The organism is Puniceibacterium confluentis, assembly GCF_007923445.1.
Taxonomy (GTDB): Bacteria; Pseudomonadota; Alphaproteobacteria; order Rhodobacterales; family Rhodobacteraceae; genus Puniceibacterium; species Puniceibacterium confluentis.
In genome coordinates this window covers 1-26,669 of sequence record NZ_VOJI01000036.1, presented here as the reverse complement: position 1 = coordinate 26,669, position 26,669 = coordinate 1, and the positions used below count along the sequence as shown (strand labels likewise).

Genomic DNA, 26,669 nt, shown 5'->3' with positions numbered 1-26,669 from the left:
TGCCGCAGGTGATCCGCGGGCAGATCAACGCGATCCGGGGCGATGTGCGCGACGCCGCCCTGATGCGGCGCGTGGTCTCGCGGCAGGACACCGTGTTCCACCTTGCGGCCCTGATCGCGATCCCCCACTCCTATGTGGCAGCGCAGTCCTATGTGGAAACGAATGTCATCGGCACCCTGAACGTGCTCGAGGCCGCCCGCGAACACGATGTGCGGCGCGTGGTCCATACCTCGACCAGCGAGGTCTATGGCACCGCGATCACGACACCCATCGCCGAAACCCATCCGCTGCAGGGGCAGTCACCCTATTCGGCATCCAAGATCGGGGCTGACATGCTGGCCGAGGCCTTCGTGCGCTCGCACGATCTTCCCGTCGTCATTCTGCGGCCCTTCAACACTTTCGGACCCCGCCAGAGCGAACGGGCGGTGATCCCGACCATCCTGCGCCAGGCCCTTGATCCCGAGGTGAAGTCGATCCGCGTCGGAGACCTGACGCCGATCCGGGATTTCACCTATGTCGAGGACACCGCCGCCGCGTTCATCGCGGCCGGCAGATCCGGGGCGGTCTCGTTCGGGGTGCCCTACAACGCGGGCTCGGGGACGTCCGTCACGGTCAAGGATGTGGTCAACCTGGTGCTGCGGCTGACGGACTGCACCAAGCCGGTGGTGCAGGATGTCGGACGCGTGCGCCCCGCGAAATCCGAAGTGAAGGAACTGCTTGCCGATTTCAGCCGGTTTCACAGGGCCACCGGCTGGAAGCCCCAGGTCGAGTTCTCCGAAGGGGTGAAGCGCACCGTGGCGTGGTGGCGCAGCCAGTTTCAGGAAGGCCGCGTGCGTCGCGAAGTCAGCTATGCCACGTGAGACGACCCGCCGCCGCACCCGGCTGTGGCGGGCGGTTCTCACCCTTGCCGCCGCCTTTTCGCTCGGCCTGCCCGGCCCGGGCGCCCGGGCCCAGGAATACCGCCTTCAGGCCGGTGACGTGATCGAGATGTCCGTGGTCGGTCTGCCCGAGATGGCGACCCGCAGCCCGGTCCAGATCGACGGCAGCCTGAGCCTGCCCGCGGTAGGGGACATCGCCGCCGCCGGGCGGCCCCTCTCCGAGGTCCGCGAACTGATCCGCACGTCTCTCGCCAGCAGGCTGCTGCTGGTGTACCTGCCCGACGGCAGCCAGGTGACGCGCGCGGTGGACCGCGACCAGGTGACCGCTTCGGTTGTCGAATACCGGCCGGTTTTTGTCAGCGGCGATGTCGCGCAGCCGGGGGAACACCCCTTCCGGCCGGGGATGACCGTGCGCCAGATCATTGCCGCGGCGGGGGGCGTGATGTCCGTCTCTGCCAATGTGCCCGGATATGACCCGGCCGCGTTGCGTGCCGATTATGCCGGGGCATGGCATGCCGCCGCCGCCGCGGGCGCGCGTGTCTGGCGTATCCGGCGGGAGCTTGGCGAAGATCTGGAGTTCGACCACAAGGCCTGGCCTCCTGCGCCGGAAGCGGGCGGGGTTCTTGACGGGATCCTGAGCGTCGAGACCGACATCCTGCGGACCCGGGCGCAAAATTACCGGCACGAAACCACGTTCATGGCCGAGCAGCTGAAACAGATCGAGGCCCAGTCCGGCGTCCTGCAGCGCCAGCTGGAGGTCGAAAAGGTGGTCGAGCAGTCAGATGCCGAGAATTTGCAGAAGGCCACCAAGGCCAGCGAAAGCGGCATTCTCACGCAATCGCGTCTTCAGGACGTCCGCAGCGCCGCCCTGTTTTCGTCCACGCGGCGTTTGCAGACCGAGGTCAACCTCATGCAGCTTGAGCGACGGCGCACCGAGGTTTCCCGCGAGGCCGAGCGTCTGGACGAAGGGAACCGCCTGGATCTGCTGGACGAGCTGCAGAAGGCCAAGATCGTCGAGGGCCGGGAACGCGCCCGGCTTTTCGGAGCTGCCGAACAGCTGCGCGCGGTCGGCATGGCGCCTGCGATCACCCCCGACGGGGTCGGCATTCCGCAGATTACGATCATTCGGGGCGGTGCCGCGGCCGCGCGGCCGGCGGCCCTGGACAGCCGGATCGAACCGGGTGACGTGATCGAGGTCAGAAGAACCAGCGATGAGGCGGCGTTCACGGGGCGGGTGACGCCGGGCGCGCAACAAGGCGCGCGCACGACCACGGTCATGCAATAGCCCGGCCGGACGCTGCAAGGGACGGTTTTGGCCCGTCAGGGAGTTCGCCGCAGGCGGGCGCCGTTTCGCCAATCTTTTGGAGGACAAGATGTTCGATGTATCCCGAAACCCGCTTGCCGTCGTCATCCTTGCCGGAGGCACGGGTGGGCGGATGAATTCGAAACGCCCCAAGCCGCTGCACAAGCTGGCCGGGGCCTCGCTTCTTCAGCATGCCCTGCGCACCGCCAAGGCGCTTTTGCCGCAACGACGTGTGGTGGTGGTCGGTGCGGACGCCCCGGACGTGGCCGCCATGGCGCGCAGGCTGGATCCCGAGGCGCAGATCGCCGTTCAGCCGCGGTCCTGCGGAACCGGCAACGCAGCGCTTTGCGCCCTGCCCGCCCTGACCGGGTTCCAGGGGCGGGTGCTGGTGCTTTATGCCGATACGCCGCTGACCCGCCCGGAAACGCTGAAGAAACTTGTCGGGGCGCCGGGGGTGGTCGCCGCACTCGGTTTCGAGACGCCGTGCCCGTTCCGCTATGGCCGGCTGATCCTGAACGACAGCGGCGGGCTGGAGCGCATCGTCGAATCGGGCGACGCCACCGAGGCAGAGGCTGCCGTCACGCTGTGTAATTCCGGTGTGATGGCCTTTGATGCGGAAGGCGCCCGGCGCTGGCTTCCGGCCCTGACCGACGACAACTGCCGCAACGAGTACTTTCTGACCGATGTCGTGGCGCTTGCGCGGTCCGAAGGGGGCGCTTGTGCGGTCGTGGTCTGTGACGCGGACGAGGCGCTGGGCGTGAACTCCCGCGCCGAACTCGCCGCCGCCGAAGCCGCATTTCAGCGCCGCGCCAGATACCAGGCGATGGAGAACGGCGTCACAATGGCGGCGCCGGAAACGGTGTATTTTTCCTATGATACCCGGCTGGGGCGTGACGTGACGATCGGGCCGCATGTGGTCTTTGCCCCCGGCGTCACGGTCAGGGACGAGGTCGAGATCACAGCCTTTGCCTGCCTTGCGGACTGCGTGATCCAGCGTGGCACCCGTATCAAACCGTTCGCCGGGTTGCAGGGTGACGCCGGGAATCTGCCAGGCTGGCCCGGCATCGACCAGGGCGAAATCCGGAACCCGATCCACCGTCCGGGCGCCCACCGAAGTTCCTGAGCGCACGGAAAGACACGCCCGACCTGGCGTTTGCGAGGGTCCGAAGGATCAGGATTTCGTCAAATGCACAAAAGTCACTGGGGTAAACTCAACCTGAAAAAGATCATAAGGAGCAATTGGCAACTTTTCCGTGTTTCTTGCATATCAAACGGCGCTGCTGCGGATGGCCGGTCTATATCCAGGATCCACATCACATTTTCACAAGGATAGCGGAAATAGAAATGTCGTGATTCAACTATGAGAGGTAAAGTATATCACCCGTTCAGGGTAAGCCGGTTTCCAGATGCTGTACAGCCTGTCATTTAGGGGTTAACGGTTTAAATTTTCCATGATCCATGATAGTATCCAATAACTAACTCTTTGGTTGAGTGTATTTTTTAGCCGAGTTTGCGTCCGGGGGATGCGTTATTTATGGGTAAATTATTATGAAGCAACCGCTCTTTATATCTGTTGTCGATCCGAATTCATTGTCCTGCGAAGGGCTGAAACATGTGCTGCCCAGCCGAAACTTCAAGATTGTCAACACCTGGGCCAATATCGAAGACGCCCTTCAGGCGGTGTCTTGCGATGTCCATCTCGAAGCGGTCCTGATCAATCTTTCGAAACAGGCCCTGCCGTCGCCACAGGTCATGGACCAGTTGCGCAAGGCTTTTCCCGATGCCCGGATCGTGCTGATCGAGGAGGTTTTCAATCCGGAACGGATCCGGGACGCAACCCAGTTGAAGGTCGACGGGCTTCTGCTTGAAACGATCAACACAGTCGCCTTCTCCAAGGCGGTCGAACTGATCATGCTCGGAGAGCGGATCTTTCCCGTTCTGCCGCCTGAGCAAAAGCCCGACAAGGTTCCAGTGACCACCCATGGATCCGCGGCCGAAGCCTTGAAAACACTCTCTCCGAGCGAACTGCGGGTTCTGGCACTGCTTGCGCAGGCTCTGGCGAACAAGGTCATTGCGCGCGATCTCGGAATTTCCGAGTCGACGGTAAAGGTTCATGTCAAGTCGATCCTGCGCAAGACCGGGTCGCGCAACCGCACGGATGCCGCGCTTCTGGCCCGCGATGTCGAGGCCATGGCCGTTCTCGAGGAGGTGGCGTTGAAGCAGCCCGACGACGCGCCCAGGAGGGTCGGGAAATCCCTTAACCGAAGCGAAAGGGCGTATGGGAAGGCCATTTCGCAGAGTCTCCGCCTGAGAGGTCACTTCCCCGTCGCCCACTGAATTCATGTCCCAGGCGGCGGCTTTCCGTCAGCACGAGCCAGGCCATCTCCTGGAGCCGCCAGGCGGGCAGGAAGTCACACCTCCTCAGCGCCGCCCCCGGTCGCGCCTGATTGCCAGGCGGTGGGGCTCTGTGCCGATCGGCGCCGGGCTTGGTCATGGTCAGATGCAGGCCCCCTACCCCCACATCCTCGCCGCGATGTCCTGTTCTTCCTTGCCCACCGCATCGGCATAGATCGCCGTGGTGCTGAGCTGGGCGTGCCCCATCCACTTCTGCAGCATGTGCAGGGGGATGCCGTTCACCGCGGCATTGATCCCGAAGCCATGTCGCAGCCCCTTCGGGCTGCGCTGCGGCGCGTCCGGAAGATCCGCCTCGATCATGATCCGCTTGACGATCTGCCAGACCCGGACCCGGCTGAGCGGCCAGATCGGCGCATTGGCCTGCCGACGGGATTTCTGGGCCTCCCGGAGGTCAAAGGCGGTGTTCAGGGTGTCCAGACAGGCGGCGGGCACCGGAACGCTCCTGTAGACGATCATGGCGCGCCCTGCGGCGTCCTTGCGCTTCTTCAGGCTGCGCAACACGATCGTGCCGCCGGAGAGGTCGACCCGGGCCGGGGTGATCTCCAGAAGTTCGGAGGGCCGGCAGCCGGTGAAGTGCAGCGTCTCGCAGAGGGTGCGGTCGCGGGCGGGCTGGCGCCGGGCCACCGCCAGGAAGGCCGCGCGTTCCTCGGCGTTCAGATAGAGCCGGTGTCCGGCGGCGTCATGGAGGCGCATTTCGCTCATGTTCAACACTATGCCCGAAATCTGTTAAGCCGCGAAGCCCGGTCAGACCCGCCTGCCCGCCTGTCTCCCGGTTCGGCGGCGGGAATATTTAACAGAATTACCAATAGTGTTAAACATATCCCGGCACGTTCCTTTTCGCTTACCGAAGCAGAGACGGAAGCAGGAACAGACACTGTGTCCGGCGCTTCATTGCGCCGGGTGCGCGCAGGTCCGCACAGTCCGCGCCATCGCCTCGCCCCGGCATTGGCTTGTCTTCAATCGGCCTTCCTTCTGCGCGCAACCTGGGAGGGCGAGCTTGTGGCAACATTATCTCTAACTTTATAGTTGGAGATAATGTTGGAATTAAAGTTAGAGATAACGTTAATGTTGACTTTATAAATATTCCGTGCAGGGTGGCTGGCATGTATGTCATCACCTTCGCCAATCCGAAGGGTGGTTCCGGCAAAACCACCTCCGCCATGCTCCTGGCCGAGCAAATCGCCTTGTCGGGAGGTCGCGTCGCCATTCTCGATCTCGACCCGAACGCCAACATCCTGGCCTGGTCGGAGACCCGGAAAGCCGGGGGCCAGGCTGTGCCTTTCGCGGTTCTTGCGCGCCCGCAGGCAGAAGAAACCGTCGAGTTGATCGACAGCCTCGCGGACAGCACCGATTACGTGATAATCGACCTGGAGGGCTCGAAGGATCAGATCGTGACATTTGCCCTGTCCCGCACCGATCTGTGCATTATTCCCCTGGACGGCTCGCCGATGGAGGCCCGGCAGGCGGCAACCGCCGTGCGTCTTGTGCAGACAACCGCGAACATGATCCGGACGCCGATCGACTACATCCTGCTTTTCACACGTACCAACGCCGCCTTCCAGACGACGGACGAACGCGATGTCCGGCAGGAAATGGACATCAATGCAATCCCGACTCTGCCGGTGCGGATCGCCAAGCGCGCCCCCTACACGCGCATATTCCGCGACGGGGTGTTGCTTGCCGAATTGCCGGACCTCGTCACCGCCGAGCACAAGGGCAAGACGGCATCCGTCACCGGAAAGGCCCTGAAACAGGTCGCCAGCGCAATCGAAAACGCCCGGGACTACGCCCAGGCCGTGATCCACACCCTCACGAAAGCGAGGCGGCCATGAGCAAGTATGGATTCGGGCAGGGGATCGAACTCCCCGAAACCACCGCTCCCGCCAGGCCCCGCCCGAAAATCGGAGCCGAAAGCGTCAAGATGGCCGTTCAGGCCGGGTCGGAGCTCGGCTTTATCAACCGGGAACCCGCGACCAGGCTGAAACCAGGCCCCAAGCGCACCGAACCGCAGGACAAGGTTTCGATTCCGGGGCCAAAACGTGTGGTCGACGATTTTCGAAACTTTTGCCGGTCACGCAACCTGACCCTCTGGCAGGGGCTGGCGTACCTGCTCGACGCCGAGAAGGGCAGAGACGGCTGAGGCGCTTTCGGTCTAGGGCGGGCCACGCCTCTCAAACCACTTGCGGCAAAAGCCGACGAAGGCCGCATCCGCATCCCGGGGCCGCTCATCCATCCACATGCGCCACTCATGTTCCAGAAAATGGACATCCCAGCCCGGTGCGGCGTCTCGCGCCCTGTCATAGACCGGGGCGGACAAGCGAACAGCCGTGTCCGTGCCAAGCAAGGGCTTGTCGCCATATGCCTCGAGGAATTCGGATTTGGGGGAGACTTCCAGGACATTATGCAAAAGCCTGAAGCTGTAATCAGGCATATGCGACTGTTCCTCGTCCGTCCGGCAGATCGCCTTGACCAGACGCTTGAACTCCTTCTCGGTAGAGGTCGACCCGGTCTTGTGCTTTAGTTTGTCGAGGCCGATCCGCCAGACGGACTGCATGCCGCAATGTTTCCTGGACAATTCGTACAAGCGGCGCTCGAGTGGCTTTCGGAGCTGAAAATAGGATCTGTGCAGAGTCAGGACGTTTTTGTTTTCGATCGCCTTGATGAGCCAGTCCCCCATCTCCAGCTCGACGCTGAGCAGGCGACCGGTCGAGTCCTCCTTCACGATCCTGGCTTCGGTGATGAAGGAAATCGAGCGCCACTCCCCAAGACCATGGTCGTGGATATTCGTCTCGATCTGGGTGAACTGCAGTCGGGTGAGAGCCCGTCTCAGCGTGGCGTAGGCCTGTCCGGTTGTATGACGGTTCGTCGCCTTCAGTAAGTCGTGCGCCGAAATCCTGACCCGGCGCCCGATTTCCTGTCCTTCGTTCTTGGCAGCCATGAGCTGACTGAGGACGTAGATGAGGATGTCCCGGTCAAACACATTGGCGCGGCCCTCCCCGGCCGCGGGGGTGATCCTCACCTTGACGTTGCCCTGTTCGTACTGGAACGGCGCCATGTCCTTCTTCACCGAAAGCGAGAACAGCGGGTGCTCCATCGAAGCCCGGTCACTCTTCGGAGTCGCATCCAGAATGTCGCACACGAAGAGATCAGGCTCCGGGTGCCGCTGGGGGAGAAGGGTCGTTCTTTTCCTGGGTCGCGCCATTTTTCGATACTCTGCCCACCATTGCCGACGGTCTCATCGCCGGCAGGCTGCGTTATTCGATACTCTACCCACCGCAGGCAGACTTCGCCCCGCAGGAGGTCACATTCTTCGACACTCTACACACCATTCTTCGCTAGTCTACACACCATTCTTCGCTAGTCTACACACCATTCTTCGCTAGTCTACACACCGGGAGGTCAAAAAAGAGCGCTTTAAGTGTTCCATATCAGTGGCTTGAAGGGGGGGGCGATTCGCGTAACACAGTATTTAACACAGATATAACACCCGGGACCTGTGGATAACTTACGCGGACGATACCGACCGTTCCCTCGGGGTGACACCGAGGGGCTGCAGAAGACCGGATCGGCAAGCGCCCGGAGCACAGCAGCCAGCGCCAACACCAACCTGAATATCCATGAAGCAAGAACGGTCTTCAACGAAGTGCCATGAGCCGCGCCGGAAGAGACATTCCTGCGGATTGGGGTGTGGGCCTTCAGAGCGGTGCGGACACCCGGCGACCGGAGATGGCAACCATCCTTCCATCCGGTGCATTTCATCCCCCAGGCAGACCAGCGGGAGTGTCAGAGGCCGCGCCACACCGCGCGCACGACATCCGAAACCGACTGTTCCAGCGGCACATCGGTGTTGATCACGGCAACCGGAATTTCGGGAAACTCGGCCATGGTTTCGATGTCGCGCCGTCTTTGCACGCTGTCGGGATCGGGCCCGTCGGACTTGTTTCTCGAGGCATCGCGCAAAAGCGTCGTCTGGATCGGGGCGTTCAGCCGGATCACCAGGTCGGGTTTGGGCAGATCCCTGTACAGCCTGCCTTCCAGCCGCATCAGGGCCCGCTTCCACCGTGACCCGCAGGCTGCAATCGCCGCGGCCCCGAACTGGCTGCCGTCGATTGCCCCGACCCCGAAGGACGGATACCGATCGGCGATCACGATCGCACCCTCCGTGGCCGCCCGCCGGGTTCTGAACAACAGCGCCCGGCGATCATGGGCCAGCAGAACCATCCGCACCAGATAGGGATAGGAGAACGTCATGTTCGCCCGGCGTTCCGGTGTCTGGTACTGGCCCGACCTTTCGCCCGGAAGCAGGCGGCGCAGCAGCGGCAGAAACACCCGTACAGGTGCGGACAACAGGGTTGCAGGCGGCTTTCCGACATGGATGCGGCGCAGATCAAGCTGCGCGCCAAGCCGGTCGCCCAGAGCGGCCCCAAGGGTCGACTTGCCGCTCGCCTTCGGGCCGACCAGGGCGACAAGCACACCGCCCGCCACGAGCCGCACCGACCTGCGGCGCCGCAGCCGGGATCCGACCAGCAGGCCAAACCGGCGCAGACGCGAACCGGACGCAGCCCAGAACCCGATGCGGCGCCATTCGCGCAGCCGCCAGGCCAGGCGCAGGCCGATCCCGAGTCGCGCCCCCACCCGCGCCGGATCTGCGACAAGGCGGATCAGCGTGTCGAATTCGTCTTCCCGGGCACCGGGAACGTGCTGCATCCACAGCTGCCGCGCGGCGGCTTCGTCCGCGTTCTGCCGCAGCCAGGCCAACTCTTCGGGAACGGCCCGGTAATGCCGGTTCACCATCCAGAACTCCAGCGGCCCGGTATGCTTGAGAGCGATGCGCAGCAGGAACACCAGCAGCTCCGCCTCGACGGGCGGTACCGGCAGACCCATGCGGACCCCGACATCCTCCAGCAGGATCCGCTCGAACGGCAGATGGTAGGACTTCACCAGGCTGTCGCCGGTCACCACCTGGAAATAGGCATGGACATGCACCAGCCGAAGGCTGCGGGGATCCAGCGCGAAGGCATGCAGAACCCCCGGATGGCCGCCGCCGTCCCGCGACCGGGCAAGCTTGAATCCCGCATCGGACAGGGCCGCAAAGAACTCTGTCGCATCCGAGCGCCGCACCAGCAGGTCAAGATCCTCCTTGCCGCTCAGGCTGTCGGCCAGGCGGACATTGCTTTTCCAATGGCAATAACGCACCCCGCGCCTCTTGAGCGCCGCCACCAGATCCGGAATGGGGGCGCTGTCCCGCGCATCACCGACCGTCGCCTGTGCCACCTGCCCTGGGGTTTCCATCACCAACGCTTCTTTCATGACTGTCCCTTCGGCTTCCAGACGGCCTTGCCCCATCTCGAAAACGCCGATGCCGCAGCCTGTCCGGGATTTCCCCAGCAGGCAAGGCCGGGACGCAGGCCGAGCCGCCGCATCAGGAAGACAGCCATGCCGACATTCCAGCCGATCATGCTCAGGGTTGCCGCAGCGGCGACCCCCATCATTCCGAAGGGGATGCACAGCAGGGCACCGCCAACCACCGCGCCCGCCGCGGCAGAGGCCATCAGTACCGCGCCCTGACGTTCGTGGCCGGTCATCGTCAGGAGATGCTGTTGCGGTCCCGCCGCGGCAGAGGCCAGCTGTCCGACGACCAGAACCGCCAGAACCGGCGCCGCTGCCAGGAACTGGGGGCCGAACCAGGGCAGAAGGACCGGCGCCCCTGCGATCAGCGGCACGGCGACAACAAACGTGGCCGCAAGCGACAGAACCGCCGACCGGGCCACCAGTCGTTGCAGTCCGACCATGTCACCTCTGGCATAAAACGCCGAGACGGTAGGGGCGAACAGGGCGGACAGCGCCATCCGGGGCAGGGCAGAGAGCAAGGCCAGACTGAAGGCGACGGCGTATATTCCGGCCTCGAGCGTATCGCCCCGCAGCCCGAGAATGAGAACGCCCGCGCGCGACATCAGGGTGTCGGCCAGCATGATCAGGGTCAGGGGCAGGGCAGGGCGCAGCCAGTCCCGCCGCGCGTAGAGCGGCACCGCGGATGCAAGTTCCGCGGGCCTGCGGGCCGCGAGGAAGTGCCGGATGAAGAGCAGGGCAAGGATCGCGGCCGCAAGGGCCGCCACCATCGCACTCACCGCGTCGGGGGGGGCAAAGCCACCAAGCACCAGCACCGCAAGGATCGCGAAGGTGAAAGAGTCGCGCAGGATCCGTTCGGGAAGCATCGACATGATGACCCCGCCGAAGGCGCGGACCGCCGCGGCGCCGACCAGCCGCAGTGTCATCAGCGGCACCGCCAGCGCCCCCACCAGCAAGGCGCGGGCAAGCTCGTCCTCGGCGCCATGGGCCAGCAGCGTCGCCCCGATCGCCAGAACCGCCACCGCGGCCCCGGTCAGGGAGGCGCTGCGGAAGGCAAAGCGCATGGCGCCATGCGCCCGGGCCCAGTCACTGCTGACCCGATAGGCCGGCAGCAGCCGCAGAAGAGAGGTGTGAAACCCCAGCGTCGCCACATAGGCCAGCACCGTCACCCAGGCGATCACATAGACATATGTTCCGAAGCTTTCGGCGCCAATAAGCCGCACGGTTCCCAGCTGCACACCAAATCCGATGACCGCCCCGGCCACGAGGACCGCAAAGGCCCGCGACCCTGTCGAGAACAGCCGGGCACCCGCGATTTCGGTTTCGGAAGGGTCTGGCGTCGGCGTTCCGGTCCGCTTCGGGTCCGGAACCTTCTGGTTCGGCGGGCATGTCATGGGACGGCGTCCCCGTTCCGGCAAGCGGGCCAAAGCGCCAGAACCGCCGCGACGATCAACGACACCGCCGCGTCCAGCGCGTCCCGGTCCCGCCCCGAGACCCGTAGCAGGCAAAGCCCCTGGTGCTCCAGAATGGCGCCGATGGTATCGAACACCTCTTCGAGACGAGTGTTGTCCGCAGCCGGGCGTTCAAGCAGCCGCGCCGCAAACCCCTGCCGGGCGTGTCGCTGCCCAAGCCGGGCTCCGGCGATGTCGCCCGGGACGCCTATCCTCACCGCGATCCTGGGCAATGCAACCAAAGCCAGCGCATCGGTCAGGGCCTGTGCATCGACACGCCCGGAATCAATTGCCAGGCCCGCGATGGCACAGAGATAGCCCTGGTCCTGTACCAAAAGGCTGTCGGCCTGCCCGGCTGTCTGCCCGGCCTTCGCCAGGGCGGCGAGATAGCGGCGGCGGCGCAGGGCCGCCAGCGGAGGCGTTATCGGCATTTGCCGCATCAGGGCGCTAGTCACCGGATCCGTCCGCACGGCCCGGTAAACCGCGTCAGCCAGCTTGGCCAGCCTCGGCACCCGCGCGGTGAGGAACGTCCGGGGGGATTCGTCCGGGCGGGCGCTGACCGCAAGGCGCACCGCGATACCGCGCCGCTCCAGCTCTGCGGCAGCCGCGCGGGCCAGCGTGGTCTTCCCGGATCCCGGTGGGCCGACAAGCTCGACCGCGAAGCGCCCGCGCAAAGCGGCGGAAGACTGCGCGGCACGGATGCCGCTGTCTTTCGCGGGCGGTGCCCTGCCGTGCCTTGCGGTCGGATACAGGTCCTGATCCTGCGCGCTTCTGGCGAACCCCATCGCTGTCACCGCGCGGGCCGGGGGCTGACCGACCGCCTCCACCCGCGCCCGGCACGGGCGCCGGGCCCGCAATGCGCCATCGGCACCGTGTCCTTCGGGGCAGGCTGAGATCCGCAAAAATTCATCGGGCCTTCCGGGAAATTCATATGCTTGAAAAAAATCTGACCTGGCACAGGCTAGCCTTCCGCAGGCTGGCGATGAATGGACTCTTAAGGGTTCAGCCTTTCGGGTTACAGGGATCCCGGCCGCAGCGCACTTAGCCCGGAAGAGTTACACTTCACCCGCAAGATCACTATCGGGCCGGGGGCAGACGCGGGATGCTGCGAAGGCCGGGCCAGATTAGGACACGGCAGAAATATTGAGAGAAATGAACTTTGGCTCAAAGCTGGGGCCTGTCCGGGTGCAAGATCCGCTGCTGATCGCCGTTCCTCGACGCCGTTGGGCAGAGGGCGGCATGCAGAACCGCCCATCGGACGGAAGCTCCGCAGAATTTGTCGGCAACAGCATTCAGTCGATAGTCATTATGGAGACTGCCATGCGCCATTCCGCGTCAAGCCCCGATCCGGACCTGCCCCCCGCCGGACGGCGGACCCGGACCGCGTGGCCACTGGCGGTGACCGCCCTGCTGATCGCGGGGGCGAGCATCGTGACCTGGTTCTGGGAAGCATCGACAGGCCGCGCCATCGGTGACGGCACCCAGCTGCATTTCACCGTCAATCACCGCAAGGAATTTCCCGCCGCCGCCGCCGTCGGCTTCAATCTTGCCGACGTTTCGTCGGTGGCGGCGCTTGACGAGCTTCCGGACGGGGCGAAGGGCATCCTGTGGATGCGCAACGGATACAACACCGTCTGCGCGTGGCAGAAAAGCGATGAGGAGACGGCGGAAATCGCCCGCGCGGCACACGGCCATCCCAAGTTCAGCGGCATCTATTTCATCTCGGACACGCCGCATCCCTCGATATGTCCGGAGGGCCCCCAGCGCATCGCCGAGCGGACGGCGCTGATCCACAAGAACGACCCTGACGGGCGGACCTTCATCGCGGTGAGCGGCGGGCACAAATATCAGGAAGAGTTTGCCCAGCTTGCCAATTCGGCCGATCTGATCGGCGTGGTCGTCTATCCGTGCAACTCCCGGAAACCCCGGTGCGAGATCGACAAGATCGCCGAGCGGGTCGGCCGCGCCTTTGCCGCCGATATCCCGGTGGAACGGCTGGTGCCGGTCTTTCAGGCTTTCGGGCAGGACTGCTCGACCAACGAAACGAAATATTACCGGCTGCCTGCCAAGGACGAACTGCTGGAAATTTTTGCCGCCTGGGACGAACTGCTGCCGCCGCAGACGCGCCCCTTCGACATGACGTATTCCTGGGGCGAGCAGGAGCGGCACGCCTGCCCAAGCCTTCTGACCGCCGATGGCACCGATTATCCCGATCTTCAGACGCTTTATGCCCGATATTTCGCCTCGATGGGGTCCGGGGGATGATTGTGCCGTTCGTCCTGCCCATGCTCAAGGAAACGCCTCGATGACCGCCCACGTCCTGTTCATCGCCGGCGAGGATGCCAATCTGCGCCTGCCGTTTGTCCGTGCCGTCCGCGATCTTGGCTTCCGGGTCAGCATGGCGGCCAGCGGCGGCCGCCCGGCGTTCGAGCAAGCCGGGATCGGGTTCGTGGACTTCCCCTTCGACCGTTTCATCTCGCCGCTGAGCGACCGGCGGGCGATCCGCCGTCTCGGGGGCATTCTGGACCGGCTGCGCCCCGACCTTGCCCAGGGTTTCGACACCAAGCCCTGCCTGATGCTGCCCTTGGCCGCGGGCGACCGCAGCACATTGGTGATCCGCACGATCTGCGGGCGGGGCTGGGTCTATTCCTCGCGCTCGCCGGTGGCGATGGCGGCGCGGCTTGCCTATCGCGCCCTGCACGGGCGCGCCGCGAAACGGACCGACGCCACGGTGTTCCAGAACGGGAGCGACCAGGCCTTTTTCGACCGCCACGGCCTCACCGGGACATACGGCACCGTGATCCCGGCGGGCGGCGGCGGCATCGACCCCGACACCTTTGACCGGGCGCTCGAGGGTGCCCCGACGCCCGGGGCGCTGCGCGACGAGCTTGGTCTGGGCGACGCCGAGGTGGTCATCACCGTCTCGCGGGTCACCCGCCAGAAGGGCATCGCCGCCCTTCTGAAGGCCGCGGACCTGGTTCGGCGCCAGCGCCCCGGGGTTCGGTTCCTGCTGGTCGGGCCGCGTGACAGCGAAGGTCCGCTGGCGATCACCGAAGCCGAACTGGCCGCCCATGCGCCCGCGGTGGTCGCGACAGGCCCGCGGACCGACGTGCCGGCCCTGCTGAGAATGGCCGATGTCTTTGCCTTTCCGACCGAATATTCCGAAGGCGTTCCCCGGGTCCTGCTTGAGGCGGCCCTGGCCGGACTGCCGATCGTCTCGACCAGCATGCCGGGATGTCTCGAAGTGATCGAGGACGGTGTGACCGGCCGGCTGGTGCCGCCGGGTGCCCCCGAACAACTGGCCGGGCAAATTCTGGCGGCTCTGGCCGACCGACAGCAAAGCGCGGCGATGGCGGCGCGCCTGCCCGATCTGGTGCGCCGGAGCTTTACCGTCGCTGCCGGCGCCGAACGGCACGCGGCGCTGTATCGCGAGCTGCTGGCGGACCGGACCGCCCGGGCCCTGCGCCAGTCGGCCAGCGCAGGCGAATTCTTCGCGCCCGCCCGGCCGATGTCCGAGATCGACGGATGAGCCCGCCATGATCCCGACGGTTCTGACACTTGGATTGGTGGTCACCGCAGCGACGCAACTGCGCTTCGGAGAGTTTCCGGTCGGGCCGGGCGAACTGCTGCTGCTGCTCTGGCTGGGGCTGGCGCTCCTGCGTCAGATCCTGTGCCGTCCGATGCTTCTGAACCCGGCGCTCACGCGCGTGGCGCTGTTCTGGTTCATCATGGGCGTCACCCTGTGCATCGGGATGATCGTGGGCCTGGCGGTCGAGCCCTTTCATTACTACTCCGGCATGTTCCGCGATACCGTCGCCTATGCTCTCATGTTCTGTTTCAGCATCATGATGGCGATCAGCCTGGCCGACCCGACCGAGCGGCGTCAGGTCTGCTGGCGCATGGCCGTCATCGGCAGCCTGTCGCTGCTGCTGCAGATCGCCGACGCCCTTGGCGGGTTGCCGGTGCCGGGCATCGACCCCTGGTACTGGGACCGGTTCCGGGGCTGGGCCGAAAACCCCAACCAGCTTGGCTTTTTCGCCCTGGTCATCACCCTTTTGTGCCTGGATCTTTCCGAACGGGCCCGCACGATGTCGGGCACCGTGCTGGCGCTCGGGTGCGGCGTGCCGGCGCTGGCAGCCGGGTTGATGAGCCACAGCGACAGCTTCGTCATCGGGCTCATGCTGTCGGGCACCGTGTTTGTTCTGCTGAAATCCGTCGTCTGGATCCGGAATACCGAAATGGCCCCGACGCTGCGCGGGGCGGCGGTGGTTCTCGGTCTCATGGCGCTGCCGCTGGCGGTCGCCGTCGCCGCGCCGTTCGCATCCGAAGCCTTCCGAAGCATCGCGCGCGGCTCGCAGCAGGTCTACAATGACAACGGCCAGGGCGAAACCCGATTGAACCTCTGGACCGAGGCGATCGAAAAGGGGGTTGAATCGGGACTTGTCGGTTTCGGTCCCGGCCCGCATCTGACCAGCAAGTCCTACAAGCGGCCGCCGCCCAGCAAGTTCGAGGCCCACAACACCCTGCTGGATGTGTTCACGCAGGGCGGGATCGTCGCGGTGACCGCCTTTGTGTGGATCTCGACGGCGGCCCTGGTCGGCGTGGCCCGGACGGGGCGCCCGGCGCTGGCGGGGCTGGTCGCGGGGCTTCTGGTCTTCAGCCTGTTCCATTACGTGCTGCGCCAGCCGATCTTCTGGTTCGGGATCGTGCTTTGCCTTCTCGAGGCGTCAGCTCCGTTCAGGAAGACGCCTTCGCCGCGGGCGGTCGGCAAACCCGTCCCCCTGGTTCTGCGGCAAAGGGTCGGGGGGGCGGTCTGATGTGCGGAGCACGCCCGGAACAGGGCCCGGCCGACCGTTTCCTATCCTTTTGGGGTAGGTGTCTCACTCTGGATGGAACTTCGTGTGGACCGGTGCCTGTGGGACACTGGGGCATTATCCGCGGCAAAGAGTGTGACCGGGCGAAACACCCGCTGGGCGATGCCGGTGGCCGGGGCTGTGAAGTGGCGGCAAACGGACCAGCGCTGTCGATTTCGACGGCGTCATTACGCAGTGACCCGGGCGCGCGCCGCCTGACACCAGATTGGCCTTCAGGCCCTGAAAGTATTTTTATATGATTCATCGCAATTCCAACGACCTGCATTTCCATCAGATCACCACGTTGCTTCGGCGGCGCTGGTCGTTTCTGACGCTCGTCGTGCTTCTGGGCGGCGGCGCGGCTGCGGTCCTGGGCTACAGTCTTCCACCCAGCTATACGGCAAAGGCACAGCTTCTGTACCAGATGGAGGCGCAGGACGGCAGCGAGACGATCGACGAAGCGGCGGTGGACACCCTGGTCGAAATGCTGATCTCGCCCAGCCATCTGCGCCGCCTGACCAAAAGCCTCGAAGAGGATCCGGGCGAGGGGGGCGTCGTCCCGCCGCTGTTACGGGAGTATGCATCGCTCGACGAGGGTCTCAACGTCTACAAGGAGCGCAAGTCGCGACTGGTCGCGATCACGTTCAAGAGCCCCGACCCCGAAGCCGCCGCTCTTGTGGCGAACCGTGTTGTCGAACTCTATCTCGATCTCGAGGCCAGTCTTCAGCGTGAGGCGCGCACCCGAGCCCTGGACTCGGTCGCCGCCCGGATCCCGGACGCGCTGGCCAAGATCGACCAGGCCGAAGGGGCGCTGCGGGAACACAGGATAAAATACGGCCTGAACAACACCAGCGGGTCCGATCCGATCGACCGGCAGATCGGGGAACTTTCCCGGCAGTTGTCGGTCGCACAGTCCGATCTGCATCTGCACGAGGCGCAGCTCGACGACCTCAGGGGGCGGCGGTTCGTGGACTCCGGCGGCGCAAACGGGAACCTCGGCGATCAGGTGCGCCTCGCGGCGCGGGCCGACTCCGAGGACACGGAAAATGATGCGCTTGCCCTCTTCAGAAAGACCCCCGACCCGGAAACCAGACGTGCAACCCTTGACCGGGATGCGGCGGCCGCCCGTCTGGGCGATATCGAAAGACGCCTTGCCGCCTTGCAGGAAGCGAGCGCCAAGATGACCGGTGCCTGGATCCGCCTGCGTGAACTGGAGCGCGAGGCCAGCGCCGCCGGCCTTGCATACGAGAACCTGCTGCGCCGCAAAGCCGATCTTCAGGCCCAGAACATTGTCCGCCCCGCCGCCCGGCTCGTTACCTCGGCGGTGGTGCCCAACAGCCCGAGTTCGCCCAATCCGCTGCTCTTCGTGGCACCCGCGGTCATCGCCTCGCTGCTGATCGGCGGCATGCTTGCCATTCTGTTCGAACGGCTTGACCGGCGTCTGCGCAGTGAGCGCAACGTCGAGGAAAGCCTTGGCACCATCTGCATCGGGCTGGTGCCAAGGATCTGGCGCCGGGAGATCGCGGCGCTGCCGCGTCTGATGCGCACCAAACCCTTTGCGCCCTATACCGAGGCGATCCGCTCGGTTTTCGTCGCCGCGACCCAGCGGTCGGCGCAAAGCATCCTCGTCACCTCCAGCGTCCGCGGCGAAGGAAAGACCACGCTCGTTCTTGGTCTGGCGGTCTTTGCGGCCGGGCTGGGAAAGCGGGTTCTGGCGATTGACCTTGACCTGCGCGACCCGCAGTTGCTGCGCCTGCTTGACGGGGGTGGGCAGAAGACGCGCTTTGCCTCCGGAGGCGCGGCGCACAAGAATGCGCGGGAATCGATGATCCGCAGATCGGAGAAATACGGCATCGACTACCTGTCCCTGCCGCGCACCGGACGGGACCCGCTGACGGTGCTGGCAAACGAGGATTTCCCGGCGCTTCTCAAGCAGCTGCGCCAGACCTATGACTGTATCCTGATCGACAGCGCGCCGGTGATCGGCGCCACCGAGACCAGGCTTCTGGCCTCGATGGTGGACCGTGTCCTGTTCACGGTGCGCTGGGGTGTGACCGAGGCGGAAACAGCCATTCCGGCAGTGCAGTTGCTGCGCGCCACGGGAACGGAGCATCCTGTCAGCATCTCGACGGTGGTGACCCGGGTCAAACCCGGGGCGCACCGGCGTCGCCGCTACAGCGAACCCGCCCCGATGTTGCCGGTTGCGGGCTGAGGAGGGGGATCGACAACATGGCCGGTGAGTCCGGAGCTGGCCCGGAAGCGCAGGATCAGATCGGGCCGGGCTTATCCCGATGATCAGGGAGCATACCCAGAAATGGCCGGTCGCGATACGGCCAGAACATTTAAGATCGTAGGTGCTGTTTGACACTTGGTGTGAACGGAATTTCCCACCCAAGATATTACAAAAGGGAATTTTAAAGTGAGCAATAGCAAGATGATACGTCTGATATCTGGTACAGGCCTGGACGACGATGTGATCGGGTCCCCCCTGGCCGAGCGGATATGGGGTCTTGGCGGCAAGGATCGTCTTTATGGAAGAGACGGTAACGACGAGCTTTACGGAGGCGATGGCAACGACCTGCTGGATGGCGGCACGGGCCGGGACCTGATGTTCGGCGGATCGGGTGACGACAGCTATCGCGTCGACAACGTGGGCGACTTTGTGAGCGAGACCCTGGTCACCGGTCAGGACGACGGCGGCACCGACACCGTGACCAGCACCATCAGCTATTCGCTTGGCGCCTTCATCGAGAAGCTGGTCCTGTCGGGAAACGCCGCCATCAACGGCTCCGGCAACGATCTTGACAACAATATCAAGGGCAACGACGCCGGCAACGTGCTGTTCGGTGCCGGCGGCCGGGACACGATCAATGGGTATGACGGAAACGACACCCTGATCGGCGGGGCCGGCAGGGACTATTACACCGGGGGGGCGGGCGCCGACACGTTCGTGCTGAAGAACGAAGCGGGTGAATGGGACCGGGTCTATGATTTCACCGCCGAAGACAGGTTCGGCATTGTCGCCAGCGATTTCGGTCTGTCCGAAGGCGCCGGACTGAATGGCGGGGTGCTGGACACGGACTATTTCGTTTCGGGCACTGCGGCGACAGCCGCCGGACACGGGCAGCTGATATTCAATTCGGCAAAGTCCGAACTGCTGTGGGATGCGGACGGCACGGGCGCGGCAAAAGTCTCGAGGGTCGCGCTGATCACCACCGATACACCGCTGATCGCCAGCCATTTCACCGCCTTTGGCGAAGCCGCGGCCACGGTCGCGTCCGTCACGGCGTCCGAAGCCGGGGCGCGGGAGGAAAACGGCGGGCCGGTCTATTTCACCATCGGGCTTTCCCAACCCGTACACCAGGACGTCGTCCTGACCTACAGAACGCTGGACGGAACCGCGACCGGCGGTCAGGACTTCGTGTCCGTCTCCTCGGCCCAGGTGCTGCTCAAGGCCGGTCAGATGTCGGTCAACGTGCCGGTCGCGCTGATCGACGACAGTCTTGCGGAAGGGACCGAAAGCTTCTCGGTCGCGCTTCAATCCGCACATTTCGCCGGAAGCGGTATCGCCCTGCCGGTCAGCGCGGTCCAGGCCACGGGCCAGATTGTCGATGAGGGTCCCAGCGTGGTGGCCGAACACAACACCGCGCCCCTGGGAATGACCGATCCTTCGGCCCTGGCGTACAATCCCTTCACCAACACGCTGTTCATGGCGGATTCCGAAGTCGACGAGGCGCCGTTCTTCCAGGCCCAGAACCTTTTCTCGGTCCAGCTTGATGGCGGCCTGACATCCAGTGTGGCGTTGCCATTCACAACCGAACCGACCGGCCTGGCGTACGACGCCTCCGGTGGCGTTCTCTACATCACGGATGACGATCTGTACCGGGTCTTTGCCGTGGACGGCGCAAATCCCACCCAGATCCTGTGGTCGTTCGACACGATCAGCCTGGGCGGCAACGATCCCGAAGACATCGCCGTGGATACAAACACCGGAAACCTCTTCATCGTCAACGGGATAGACCGCACGATCATCGAGGTTGACAGCACGGGGCAGACCCTGATCGACAGTTTCGTGCTCGCGCCCGAGATCATCGACCCCGAAGCCCTTGCGTTCGATTCCACCGAAAACGTGTTCTATGTCGGCGGCGGGTTCAGTGCCAATATCTGGAAACTTGACCGCAGCGGCGACGTGATCGACGTCATCACGGTGCTGGAGGATGCACGGTCCACCGATCTGAACCGCCGGGTCAACGTCAAGGACATCGAACTCGCTCCGGCCAGCGATGGTTCGGGACACACCCATCTCTATGTGGCCGACTATGGCTGGAGCCATGAGGCGGACGGGCGGCTGATCGAACTTGATCCGGGCGACGGAACCGACATCTGGATTGCCTGACACCGCGGGTTCGTGACCGCGGCCGACAGGCCGGTGTCACGAAACGGCTGACCTCTCCCTGAGATCTCTGCGGACCGTTTCCCCGGTCCGCAGAGGTCGTTTCCCATCACCCAAATGGATGATTGCCGGGTCCGGCTCAGGGCTCCGGCTCCTGCGGCTGTCCGCGCCCCGATGCCGGACCGGCAGAAGTTCGCCGAAAAGGCGATCGCGTCGGCGAAAAAAAGCGCAATGCATTCCCGCATTCCAATCCGGATGATCCGGAAGCTGCGGCGTCGTTAACCATTTGACGACGTACACGATCCCGTGACTTTTTTCGCCACGGGATCGTCCATTTTCTGCTCGGTTTCCAGTGTAAACGCGAAGATCTGGGGCGAAAACCTGCCATCCGGCCGACCAGGGTCGTTGACAGTTTTTTAAGCACGCCCTCATTACTTCACGCCAAAGAACACACAAAAAACCACTCATGAGGGCAGATGATATGGGTACGATCACTCTAACCGAAGACTATGGCTATAACGACTACAGGGTCAGCGGACTTGCTCCCGGAACGACCATCGACGCGACCGGAGCCAGCTGGATCCAGGACAACGACAGCAGCGATGGCCAGAGCAATCCCTACCCCTTTGCGGTCTACGATTCTCCGGGGGTGGTACTCGAAGGGGGTACCATCCTCGGCAATATCAACCAGACCGACGCGTGGCGCACGGTGTACGATGCGGGCAACTCGGCCGGCGTCAGGACCGAGGACACGCCGGATGTCGTCATCCGCGACTGGCGCATTACGGACACCTGGGATGCAATCCGCGTTTCGTGGAACAGCTCCGACTTCGTGATCGAGGACATCTGGGCAAGCGACATCCGCGATGACGCGATCGAAAACGACCGGGTGCAAAGCGGCACCATCCGTGACAGCCTGTTTGACGGCGCCTTCGGCGGGATAAGCCTTGATCCGTCCTCGTCCAGCCCGGTCGACGGCAGCAGCGAGACCGTGCTGATCGACGGCGTTCTGCTGCGGCTTCAGCCCTCGCTCTACAATGGCGAGATCACCCATTCCTCGCTGATCAAGACCGACTCGGCGACCAATGGCGCCGTCACGCCTGACCTGGTGTTCGTGAACAATGTGTTCGCGATCGAGGATGTCGATCACCGCAGCTATCGCAGCATGTTCAATGCCTGGGAGCACACGATCGAGTCGCGCGACAACTATTATCTGAACCTGTCCGACGACCCGCTGCCGGACGATTATCCGATGCCGCCGGCCGGCTGGACCGTCCTGCAGGGACAAGAGGCGCGCGATTACTGGGAACAGGCGCGCGACGAATGGATCGCCCGGCACGCGGACGGGACGGTCGCCGTCGACCTGGCACCCGAGGCGGTTGACGACTCTGCGACGACGGAAATGGACATCGAGGTGACGATTGCCGATGTTCTGGCGAATGACGACCACGGGGACGGCCCGGCGGTCATCTCGGGCTTTGACAGCGAAAGCGTCGAGGGCGGCACTGTTACCAGCGATGGCAGCGGCGCACTCAGCTACACCCCGCCCACCGGCTTCACCGGCACCGACAGCTTTGGGTATACCATCGAGGATGCTGATGGCGATCGGTCGAGCGCCAGCGTCTCGGTTACAGTCACCGAAACCCCGCCGACGGAGCCCGAAACCCCGCCGACGGATCCTGTAACTCCTCCGACGGAGCCAGAAATCGTGCCGACGGAGCCAGAAATCGTGCCGACGGAACCAGAAATCTTGCCGACGGATCCTGTAACCCCTCCGACGGCCCCAGAAATCGTGCCGACGGCCGATCCCGATGTCCTGCCGATCGTGTTCGAAACCCGCGTCGCGTCGGGTCGGGACGACGTCGAGGAACGCTCGTCCGGTTCGGTTCAGAGCGGCAGCACGGACCTGGAACTGGTTACTGACGGCTCCAAGGATGGCCGCACGATCGGCATCCGCTTCACCGACATCGACGTTCCCCAGGATGCCGTCATCACCAATGCCTATATTCAGTTCCAGGTTGACGAGATCGACACCGAGGTCACGTCCCTCATGATCCATGGCGAGAATGTCGGCGACTCCGCCGCTTTCTCCACAACCAGGTTCGACGTATCGTCACGGTCCACAACGGATGCCTCTGCATCTTGGCAGCCGGAGATCTGGACCACGATCGGCGAGGCCGGCATCGATCAGCGAACCCCCGACCTGAGCGCCATTGTGCAGGAGATCGTCACCCACAGCGACTGGGCAGAGCTCAACGACATGGCCTTCTTCGTCACCGGCACCGGCGCGCGCACCGCCGAAGCCTATGATGGCGACCGCAGCGGAGCGCCGCTGCTGCATGTCGAATACGTCATGCCGACAGGCGTCACCGCCTCGGCGGAGTCGACCGCTGTCCTGACCGCCGACAGGTTCGTCTTTGCCGTAGGCTCTGAGATCGACACGATCAGTGACTTCACCGACAACGTGGATGAACTGCATCTGGACGATGCCCTCTGGGGCGGCAATCTCACCGCGGAGCAGGTCATCGCGACCTATACCTCCTCCTCGGACGGGAATACGCTTTTCCACTTTGGCGGTGCCGACGTTCTGACCGTCGAAGGCATCTCGGATCCGAACGTTCTGATCGACGACATCTTCATCTACTGATTCAGGCAAGATCGCGACAAGCGACAGTGATGCAGGCCAGCGGGAGAGGGGAGAAATCCCCTCTCCCGTCCGGCTGCGGGCAGGTTCCGGTTCAGCACGCCGGGCAGCTGGCCACGATGTCCGGTTTGTCCGGTATCGGACCTTTGCCGATGTGATGTGCGGCCCGCCACGTCCCCGGCCCCGGCCGGTGACGGACAGCCCGGAACCGGGGGCGAAAGGGTCATGCGATTAACCCTTTTGCGCTCACCCCTTTTTGATCTGGGCTGGGACCAAATTTCCAGCGCGGTTTGCAATATGACTGTTACAAATTGTCATATGGCTGTCAAAATTTGTTGCAGATGCTAGAATCTTTCGCAGATGCCTGAGTTGTCGAACATCCAAAATGCCTCCTGCATGCATTCTGCAGGGTTCATTCTGTTTACGAGTAACTCGATATAAAAATTTGATTTTTATTGAATTAGTACTGGGGGACTAAAAATGAAGGCTGTTATTCAGTGTGGCGGTAAAGGTACCCGACTTCGCCCATATACGATGGTTCTGCCCAAACCTTTGATGCCCATTCAATCCAAGCCGGTTCTTGAGCTTCTTATCAAGTGGCTGCGCCGGAACGATATCCGCGAAATATACATCACCACGGGCTATCTCAGCCACCTCATCAAAAGCTTCTGCGGCGACGGTCAGCAGTGGGACATGAAAATCACCTATACGAATGAAATCGAACCCCTGGGCACGATCGGTCCGATCGCCATGCTGCGGGACGAGATCGACGCGACATTCATGGTGATCAACGGTGACATCCTGACCGACCTGAGCATCGGCGCCTTTGCGAACTGTCACGCCGAAAGCGGCGCGATGGTGACCGTGGCGACCGCGCAGCGCGAGACGGTGATGGATTTCGGAGTGATCGAGTCGGTCGACGGGCGCGTCACCAGCTTCAAGGAAAAACCGTCGTTCACCAATCAGATGAGCATGGGGATCTATTGCATGGAACCCGCGGTCCTGAAGCATATTCCCCGCGGCATCCCGTTCGGCTTTGACGATCTCGCCCATTGCCTGCTTGGCCTGGGTGAGCGCCTGCAGACCTATCAGCATGACGGGCTGTGGCTTGATATCGGGCGGGTCGAGGATTTCCAGTCGGCGCAGTCGCTAAGCTGGGATGAACAGGCGCCGGCACACGAACGCATGGAGTTTGTCGCCTGAACCCGAACCTGCTTTTTCGCAGGTCCGGCTGAAGTCCCTTTTTTACGACGCTGACGATTTGAAAGGATTTTTTTATGCTGCTGGTTGCAGAACCCGTTCTTGGTCCCGAAGAGCGCGCCGCGGCTGTTGCTGTTCTTGAATCCGGTTGGATCACCCTGGGCGAGCAGGTGCGGAAGTTCGAGCGCGCCTTTGCCGAGCGTCACGGCGCAGAGGACGCCGTCGCGGTGGATTCCTGCACCGCCGCCCTTCACCTGACGCTGAAAGCGCTGGGGATCGGTCCGGGAGACGAGGTTCTGGTGCCATCCATGACATTTGTGGCGACCGTCAACGCCATTCTGTATGTCGGCGCCGATCCGGTGATGGTCGACATCGAGGCGCTGGAGCGGCCCCTGATGTCGATCGACGACGCGGCGTCCAGGGTCACGCCGCGCACGCGGGCGGTGATGCTGATGCATTATGCCGGACATCTGACAGACGCCGGTCCGTGGCGGGCCCTGTGTGCCCGGCACGATCTGCTGCTGATCGAGGATTCAGCGCATGCCGTCGGCATTCCCGGCGTCGGACAGTATGGCGACGGCGCCGCATTCAGCTTTTACGGCAACAAGAACATGACGACGGCCGAGGGCGGGATGGTGCTGATGCCCAAGCCCGAGCTGCTGGAGCGGGCGCGGCAGATGCGGGGCCATGGCATGACGCGCAGCGTGTTGCAGCGCCTTGTCGCGCGCACGCCGCATTACGATGTCGACATGCTGGGCCACAACTATCGGATGGACGAGATCCGGGCCGCGATCGGCCTGGTGCAGCTCGGGCGCCTCGACGACATGAACGCGCGCCGCGCGGCGCTTGTCGGGATGTACAATGAACGGCTTGCCCCGTTGGAGCAGCGTCACGACGGCTTCCACGTTCCCCGCCCCCGCAGCGGTATCTCGGCCCATCACATCATGCCGATTGTCCTGCCTGGCGGCGCCGACCGCGACCGGATCGCCGCCGAGATGCACGAAGCCGGTGTCCAGACGACGATCCATTATCCGCCCGTTCACACCCTTTCGTATTACCGTCAGCGCGCTCCCGGCATCCGCCTGCCGCTGACCGAGGAATTCCACCGTCGCGAGCTCACGCTGCCGCTGCATCCGAACATGGAGGAGTCGGACGTCGAACTTGTGATCGGCACGCTTGAGAACGTTCTTGAAAGCGCATTTGAACCCAGTTGAAGAGGAATGCCCCATGCTGCGATTTCCGACATTTCCTCAGGCATTTGTCCGCCGAACCATTGATGTTTCCCTCGCCGTTCTGGGGCTGGCTCTCCTGAGCCCGCTTCTGTTGCTGGTGATGATCGCGATCGTGATCGAGTCGGGCTTTCCGGTCTTCTTCGCCCAGACCCGGGTCGGGCGGGACGGCCGGACGTTCCGGATGTACAAGTTCCGCAAGTTTCCCGCCACCTGCGACGGCGGCTGCCCCCTGACGATGAAGCAGGATGACCGGATGACCCGGGTCGGACGCGTCATGGAGCGCACGAAGCTGGATGAGATGCCGCAACTGTTCAACATCATCCGTGGTGACATGGCGATCGTGGGGCCCCGGCCCGAAAGCATGGCCTTCGCCGATTGCTTCACCGAAAGCATGCAGCCCCTGCTGCGCCATCGGCCGGGCATCTTCGGACCAAGCCAGGTCGCCTTCCGGAACGAATGCGACCTGTATCCTGCGGGCCAGAATCCGGTGTGGTTCTATCGCAGGACGCTGTTTCCGGCGAAAACCGCGCTTGATCTCGATTACTACGCCGGGCGCACGGTCTGGTCGGATCTTATGTGGATCTGGCGCGGCATTCTTGCGGTTTTCGGCAAGGTGCCGGACCACGACCTGCCCGCCGCAAGGCCCATCGGCAGCCGGCAGATGGATTTTCTCATACCGGGTGAATGAAAGGATCCAGGATGTCGTCTTTGCTACATGTCAACGCGTGCGACTATAAGGGGCGCAATGTGCTCGTGACCGGTGCGGACGGCTTCATCGGGTCGCATCTGGTCGAGCAGCTGGTCGAGGCGGACGCGAATGTGACCGCGCTCTGTCTCTACAACTCCTTTGACTCGCTCGGGTGGATTGACCGGCTGCCGCAGGTGATCCGCGGGCAGATCAACGCGATCCGGGGCGATGTGCGCGACGCCGCCCTGATGCGGCGCGTGGTC

Annotated in this window: 21 protein-coding genes; 16 read left to right on the top strand and 5 right to left on the bottom strand. The window is 63.7% G+C overall.

Annotated elements, in window-relative coordinates:
• The 4 genes from FOY53_RS20980 to FOY53_RS20965 all read left to right on the top strand — a co-directional run.
• Positions 1 to 860, top strand: an 860-nt coding sequence (locus FOY53_RS20980; RefSeq protein WP_146592269.1) for a GDP-mannose 4,6-dehydratase, incomplete at its 5' end; no start/stop codon positions are given.
• The gene (locus FOY53_RS20975) at positions 850 to 2,163 is read left to right on the top strand and encodes a polysaccharide biosynthesis/export family protein (RefSeq protein WP_146592268.1); all 1,314 of its coding nucleotides are present in this window, start codon (positions 850 to 852) and stop codon (positions 2,161 to 2,163) included. The genes FOY53_RS20980 and FOY53_RS20975, both read left to right, overlap by 11 nt.
• An 88-nt stretch (positions 2,164 to 2,251) precedes the next feature.
• Positions 2,252 to 3,304, top strand: coding sequence for an NTP transferase domain-containing protein (locus FOY53_RS20970; protein ID WP_146592267.1), 1,053 nt, complete (start codon positions 2,252 to 2,254; stop codon positions 3,302 to 3,304).
• Between the two features lie 425 nt (positions 3,305 to 3,729).
• Positions 3,730 to 4,518 (top strand): LuxR C-terminal-related transcriptional regulator, encoded by a 789-nt coding sequence (locus FOY53_RS20965; RefSeq protein WP_146592266.1) that lies wholly within the window; start codon positions 3,730 to 3,732, stop codon positions 4,516 to 4,518.
• Between the two features lie 174 nt (positions 4,519 to 4,692).
• Here the strand turns inward: FOY53_RS20965 and FOY53_RS20960 are convergent, their stop codons facing one another.
• Positions 4,693 to 5,298: a tyrosine-type recombinase/integrase gene (locus FOY53_RS20960; RefSeq protein WP_146592265.1), complete on the bottom strand. Its 606-nt coding sequence runs from the start codon at positions 5,296 to 5,298 to the stop codon at positions 4,693 to 4,695.
• A gap of 401 nt (positions 5,299 to 5,699) precedes the next feature.
• Here FOY53_RS20960 and FOY53_RS20955 point away from each other — a divergent pair, with 401 nt between their 5' ends.
• Together FOY53_RS20955 and FOY53_RS20950 are read left to right on the top strand one after the other, a co-directional pair.
• On the top strand, positions 5,700 to 6,428 hold the full coding sequence (locus FOY53_RS20955; RefSeq protein WP_146592264.1) for an AAA family ATPase: 729 nt from the start codon (positions 5,700 to 5,702) through the stop codon (positions 6,426 to 6,428).
• A complete protein-coding gene (locus FOY53_RS20950; RefSeq protein ID WP_146592263.1) occupies positions 6,425 to 6,736 on the top strand; it encodes a hypothetical protein in 312 nt (103 codons plus the stop codon). The genes FOY53_RS20955 and FOY53_RS20950 overlap by 4 nt, the downstream gene beginning before the upstream one ends.
• A gap of 12 nt (positions 6,737 to 6,748) precedes the next feature.
• Here FOY53_RS20950 and FOY53_RS20945 read toward each other — a convergent pair whose 3' ends face one another.
• From FOY53_RS20945 to FOY53_RS20930, 4 genes are all read right to left on the bottom strand, one after another.
• Positions 6,749 to 7,798, bottom strand: coding sequence for a replication initiator protein A (locus tag FOY53_RS20945; protein WP_146592262.1), 1,050 nt, complete (start codon positions 7,796 to 7,798; stop codon positions 6,749 to 6,751).
• Positions 7,799 to 8,379: 581 nt separating this feature from the next.
• Positions 8,380 to 9,906 carry a nucleoside/nucleotide kinase family protein gene (locus FOY53_RS20940; RefSeq protein WP_146592261.1) on the bottom strand — a complete coding sequence of 509 codons (1,527 nt, stop codon included), beginning with the start codon at positions 9,904 to 9,906 and terminating at the stop codon, positions 8,380 to 8,382.
• Positions 9,903 to 11,339, bottom strand: a complete 1,437-nt coding sequence (locus FOY53_RS20935) for a lipopolysaccharide biosynthesis protein (RefSeq protein ID WP_146592260.1) — start codon at positions 11,337 to 11,339, stop codon at positions 9,903 to 9,905. Before FOY53_RS20935 ends, FOY53_RS20940 begins: the two co-directional genes overlap by 4 nt.
• Positions 11,336 to 12,181, bottom strand: a complete 846-nt coding sequence (locus tag FOY53_RS20930; RefSeq protein ID WP_146592259.1) for an AAA family ATPase — start codon at positions 12,179 to 12,181, stop codon at positions 11,336 to 11,338. The genes FOY53_RS20935 and FOY53_RS20930 overlap by 4 nt, the downstream gene beginning before the upstream one ends.
• Before the next feature lie 535 nt (positions 12,182 to 12,716).
• On the opposite strand from FOY53_RS20930, the gene FOY53_RS20925 reads away from it, so the two are divergent.
• The 10 genes from FOY53_RS20925 to FOY53_RS20880 form a co-directional block, all read left to right on the top strand.
• Positions 12,717 to 13,661, top strand: a complete 945-nt coding sequence (locus tag FOY53_RS20925) for a hypothetical protein (RefSeq protein ID WP_146592258.1) — start codon at positions 12,717 to 12,719, stop codon at positions 13,659 to 13,661.
• Positions 13,662 to 13,701: 40 nt separating this feature from the next.
• Positions 13,702 to 14,925 carry a glycosyltransferase gene (locus tag FOY53_RS20920; protein ID WP_146592257.1) on the top strand — a complete coding sequence of 408 codons (1,224 nt, stop codon included), beginning with the start codon at positions 13,702 to 13,704 and terminating at the stop codon, positions 14,923 to 14,925.
• Positions 14,926 to 14,932: 7 nt separating this feature from the next.
• Positions 14,933 to 16,213, top strand: coding sequence for an O-antigen ligase family protein (locus FOY53_RS20915; protein ID WP_146592256.1), 1,281 nt, complete (start codon positions 14,933 to 14,935; stop codon positions 16,211 to 16,213).
• A 292-nt stretch (positions 16,214 to 16,505) separates the two neighbouring features.
• Positions 16,506 to 18,461: a GumC family protein gene (locus FOY53_RS20910; protein ID WP_146592255.1), complete on the top strand. Its 1,956-nt coding sequence runs from the start codon at positions 16,506 to 16,508 to the stop codon at positions 18,459 to 18,461.
• Positions 18,462 to 18,683: 222 nt separating this feature from the next.
• Positions 18,684 to 20,645: a Calx-beta domain-containing protein gene (locus FOY53_RS20905; protein WP_146592254.1), complete on the top strand. Its 1,962-nt coding sequence runs from the start codon at positions 18,684 to 18,686 to the stop codon at positions 20,643 to 20,645.
• Positions 20,646 to 21,108: 463 nt separating this feature from the next.
• Positions 21,109 to 23,289: an Ig-like domain-containing protein gene (locus tag FOY53_RS20900; RefSeq protein ID WP_146592253.1), complete on the top strand. Its 2,181-nt coding sequence runs from the start codon at positions 21,109 to 21,111 to the stop codon at positions 23,287 to 23,289.
• 477 nt (positions 23,290 to 23,766) lie between these two features.
• Positions 23,767 to 24,489, top strand: a complete 723-nt coding sequence (locus FOY53_RS20895) for a nucleotidyltransferase family protein (RefSeq protein ID WP_146592252.1) — start codon at positions 23,767 to 23,769, stop codon at positions 24,487 to 24,489.
• Between the two features lie 74 nt (positions 24,490 to 24,563).
• The gene (locus tag FOY53_RS20890; protein ID WP_146592251.1) at positions 24,564 to 25,700 is read left to right on the top strand and encodes a DegT/DnrJ/EryC1/StrS family aminotransferase; all 1,137 of its coding nucleotides are present in this window, start codon (positions 24,564 to 24,566) and stop codon (positions 25,698 to 25,700) included.
• Between the two features lie 13 nt (positions 25,701 to 25,713).
• Positions 25,714 to 26,406 carry a sugar transferase gene (locus FOY53_RS20885; RefSeq protein ID WP_146592250.1) on the top strand — a complete coding sequence of 231 codons (693 nt, stop codon included), beginning with the start codon at positions 25,714 to 25,716 and terminating at the stop codon, positions 26,404 to 26,406.
• Positions 26,407 to 26,417: 11 nt separating this feature from the next.
• Positions 26,418 to 26,669 (top strand): SDR family NAD(P)-dependent oxidoreductase (locus FOY53_RS20880; RefSeq protein ID WP_146592249.1); only part of this gene is annotated, 252 nt, incomplete at its 3' end.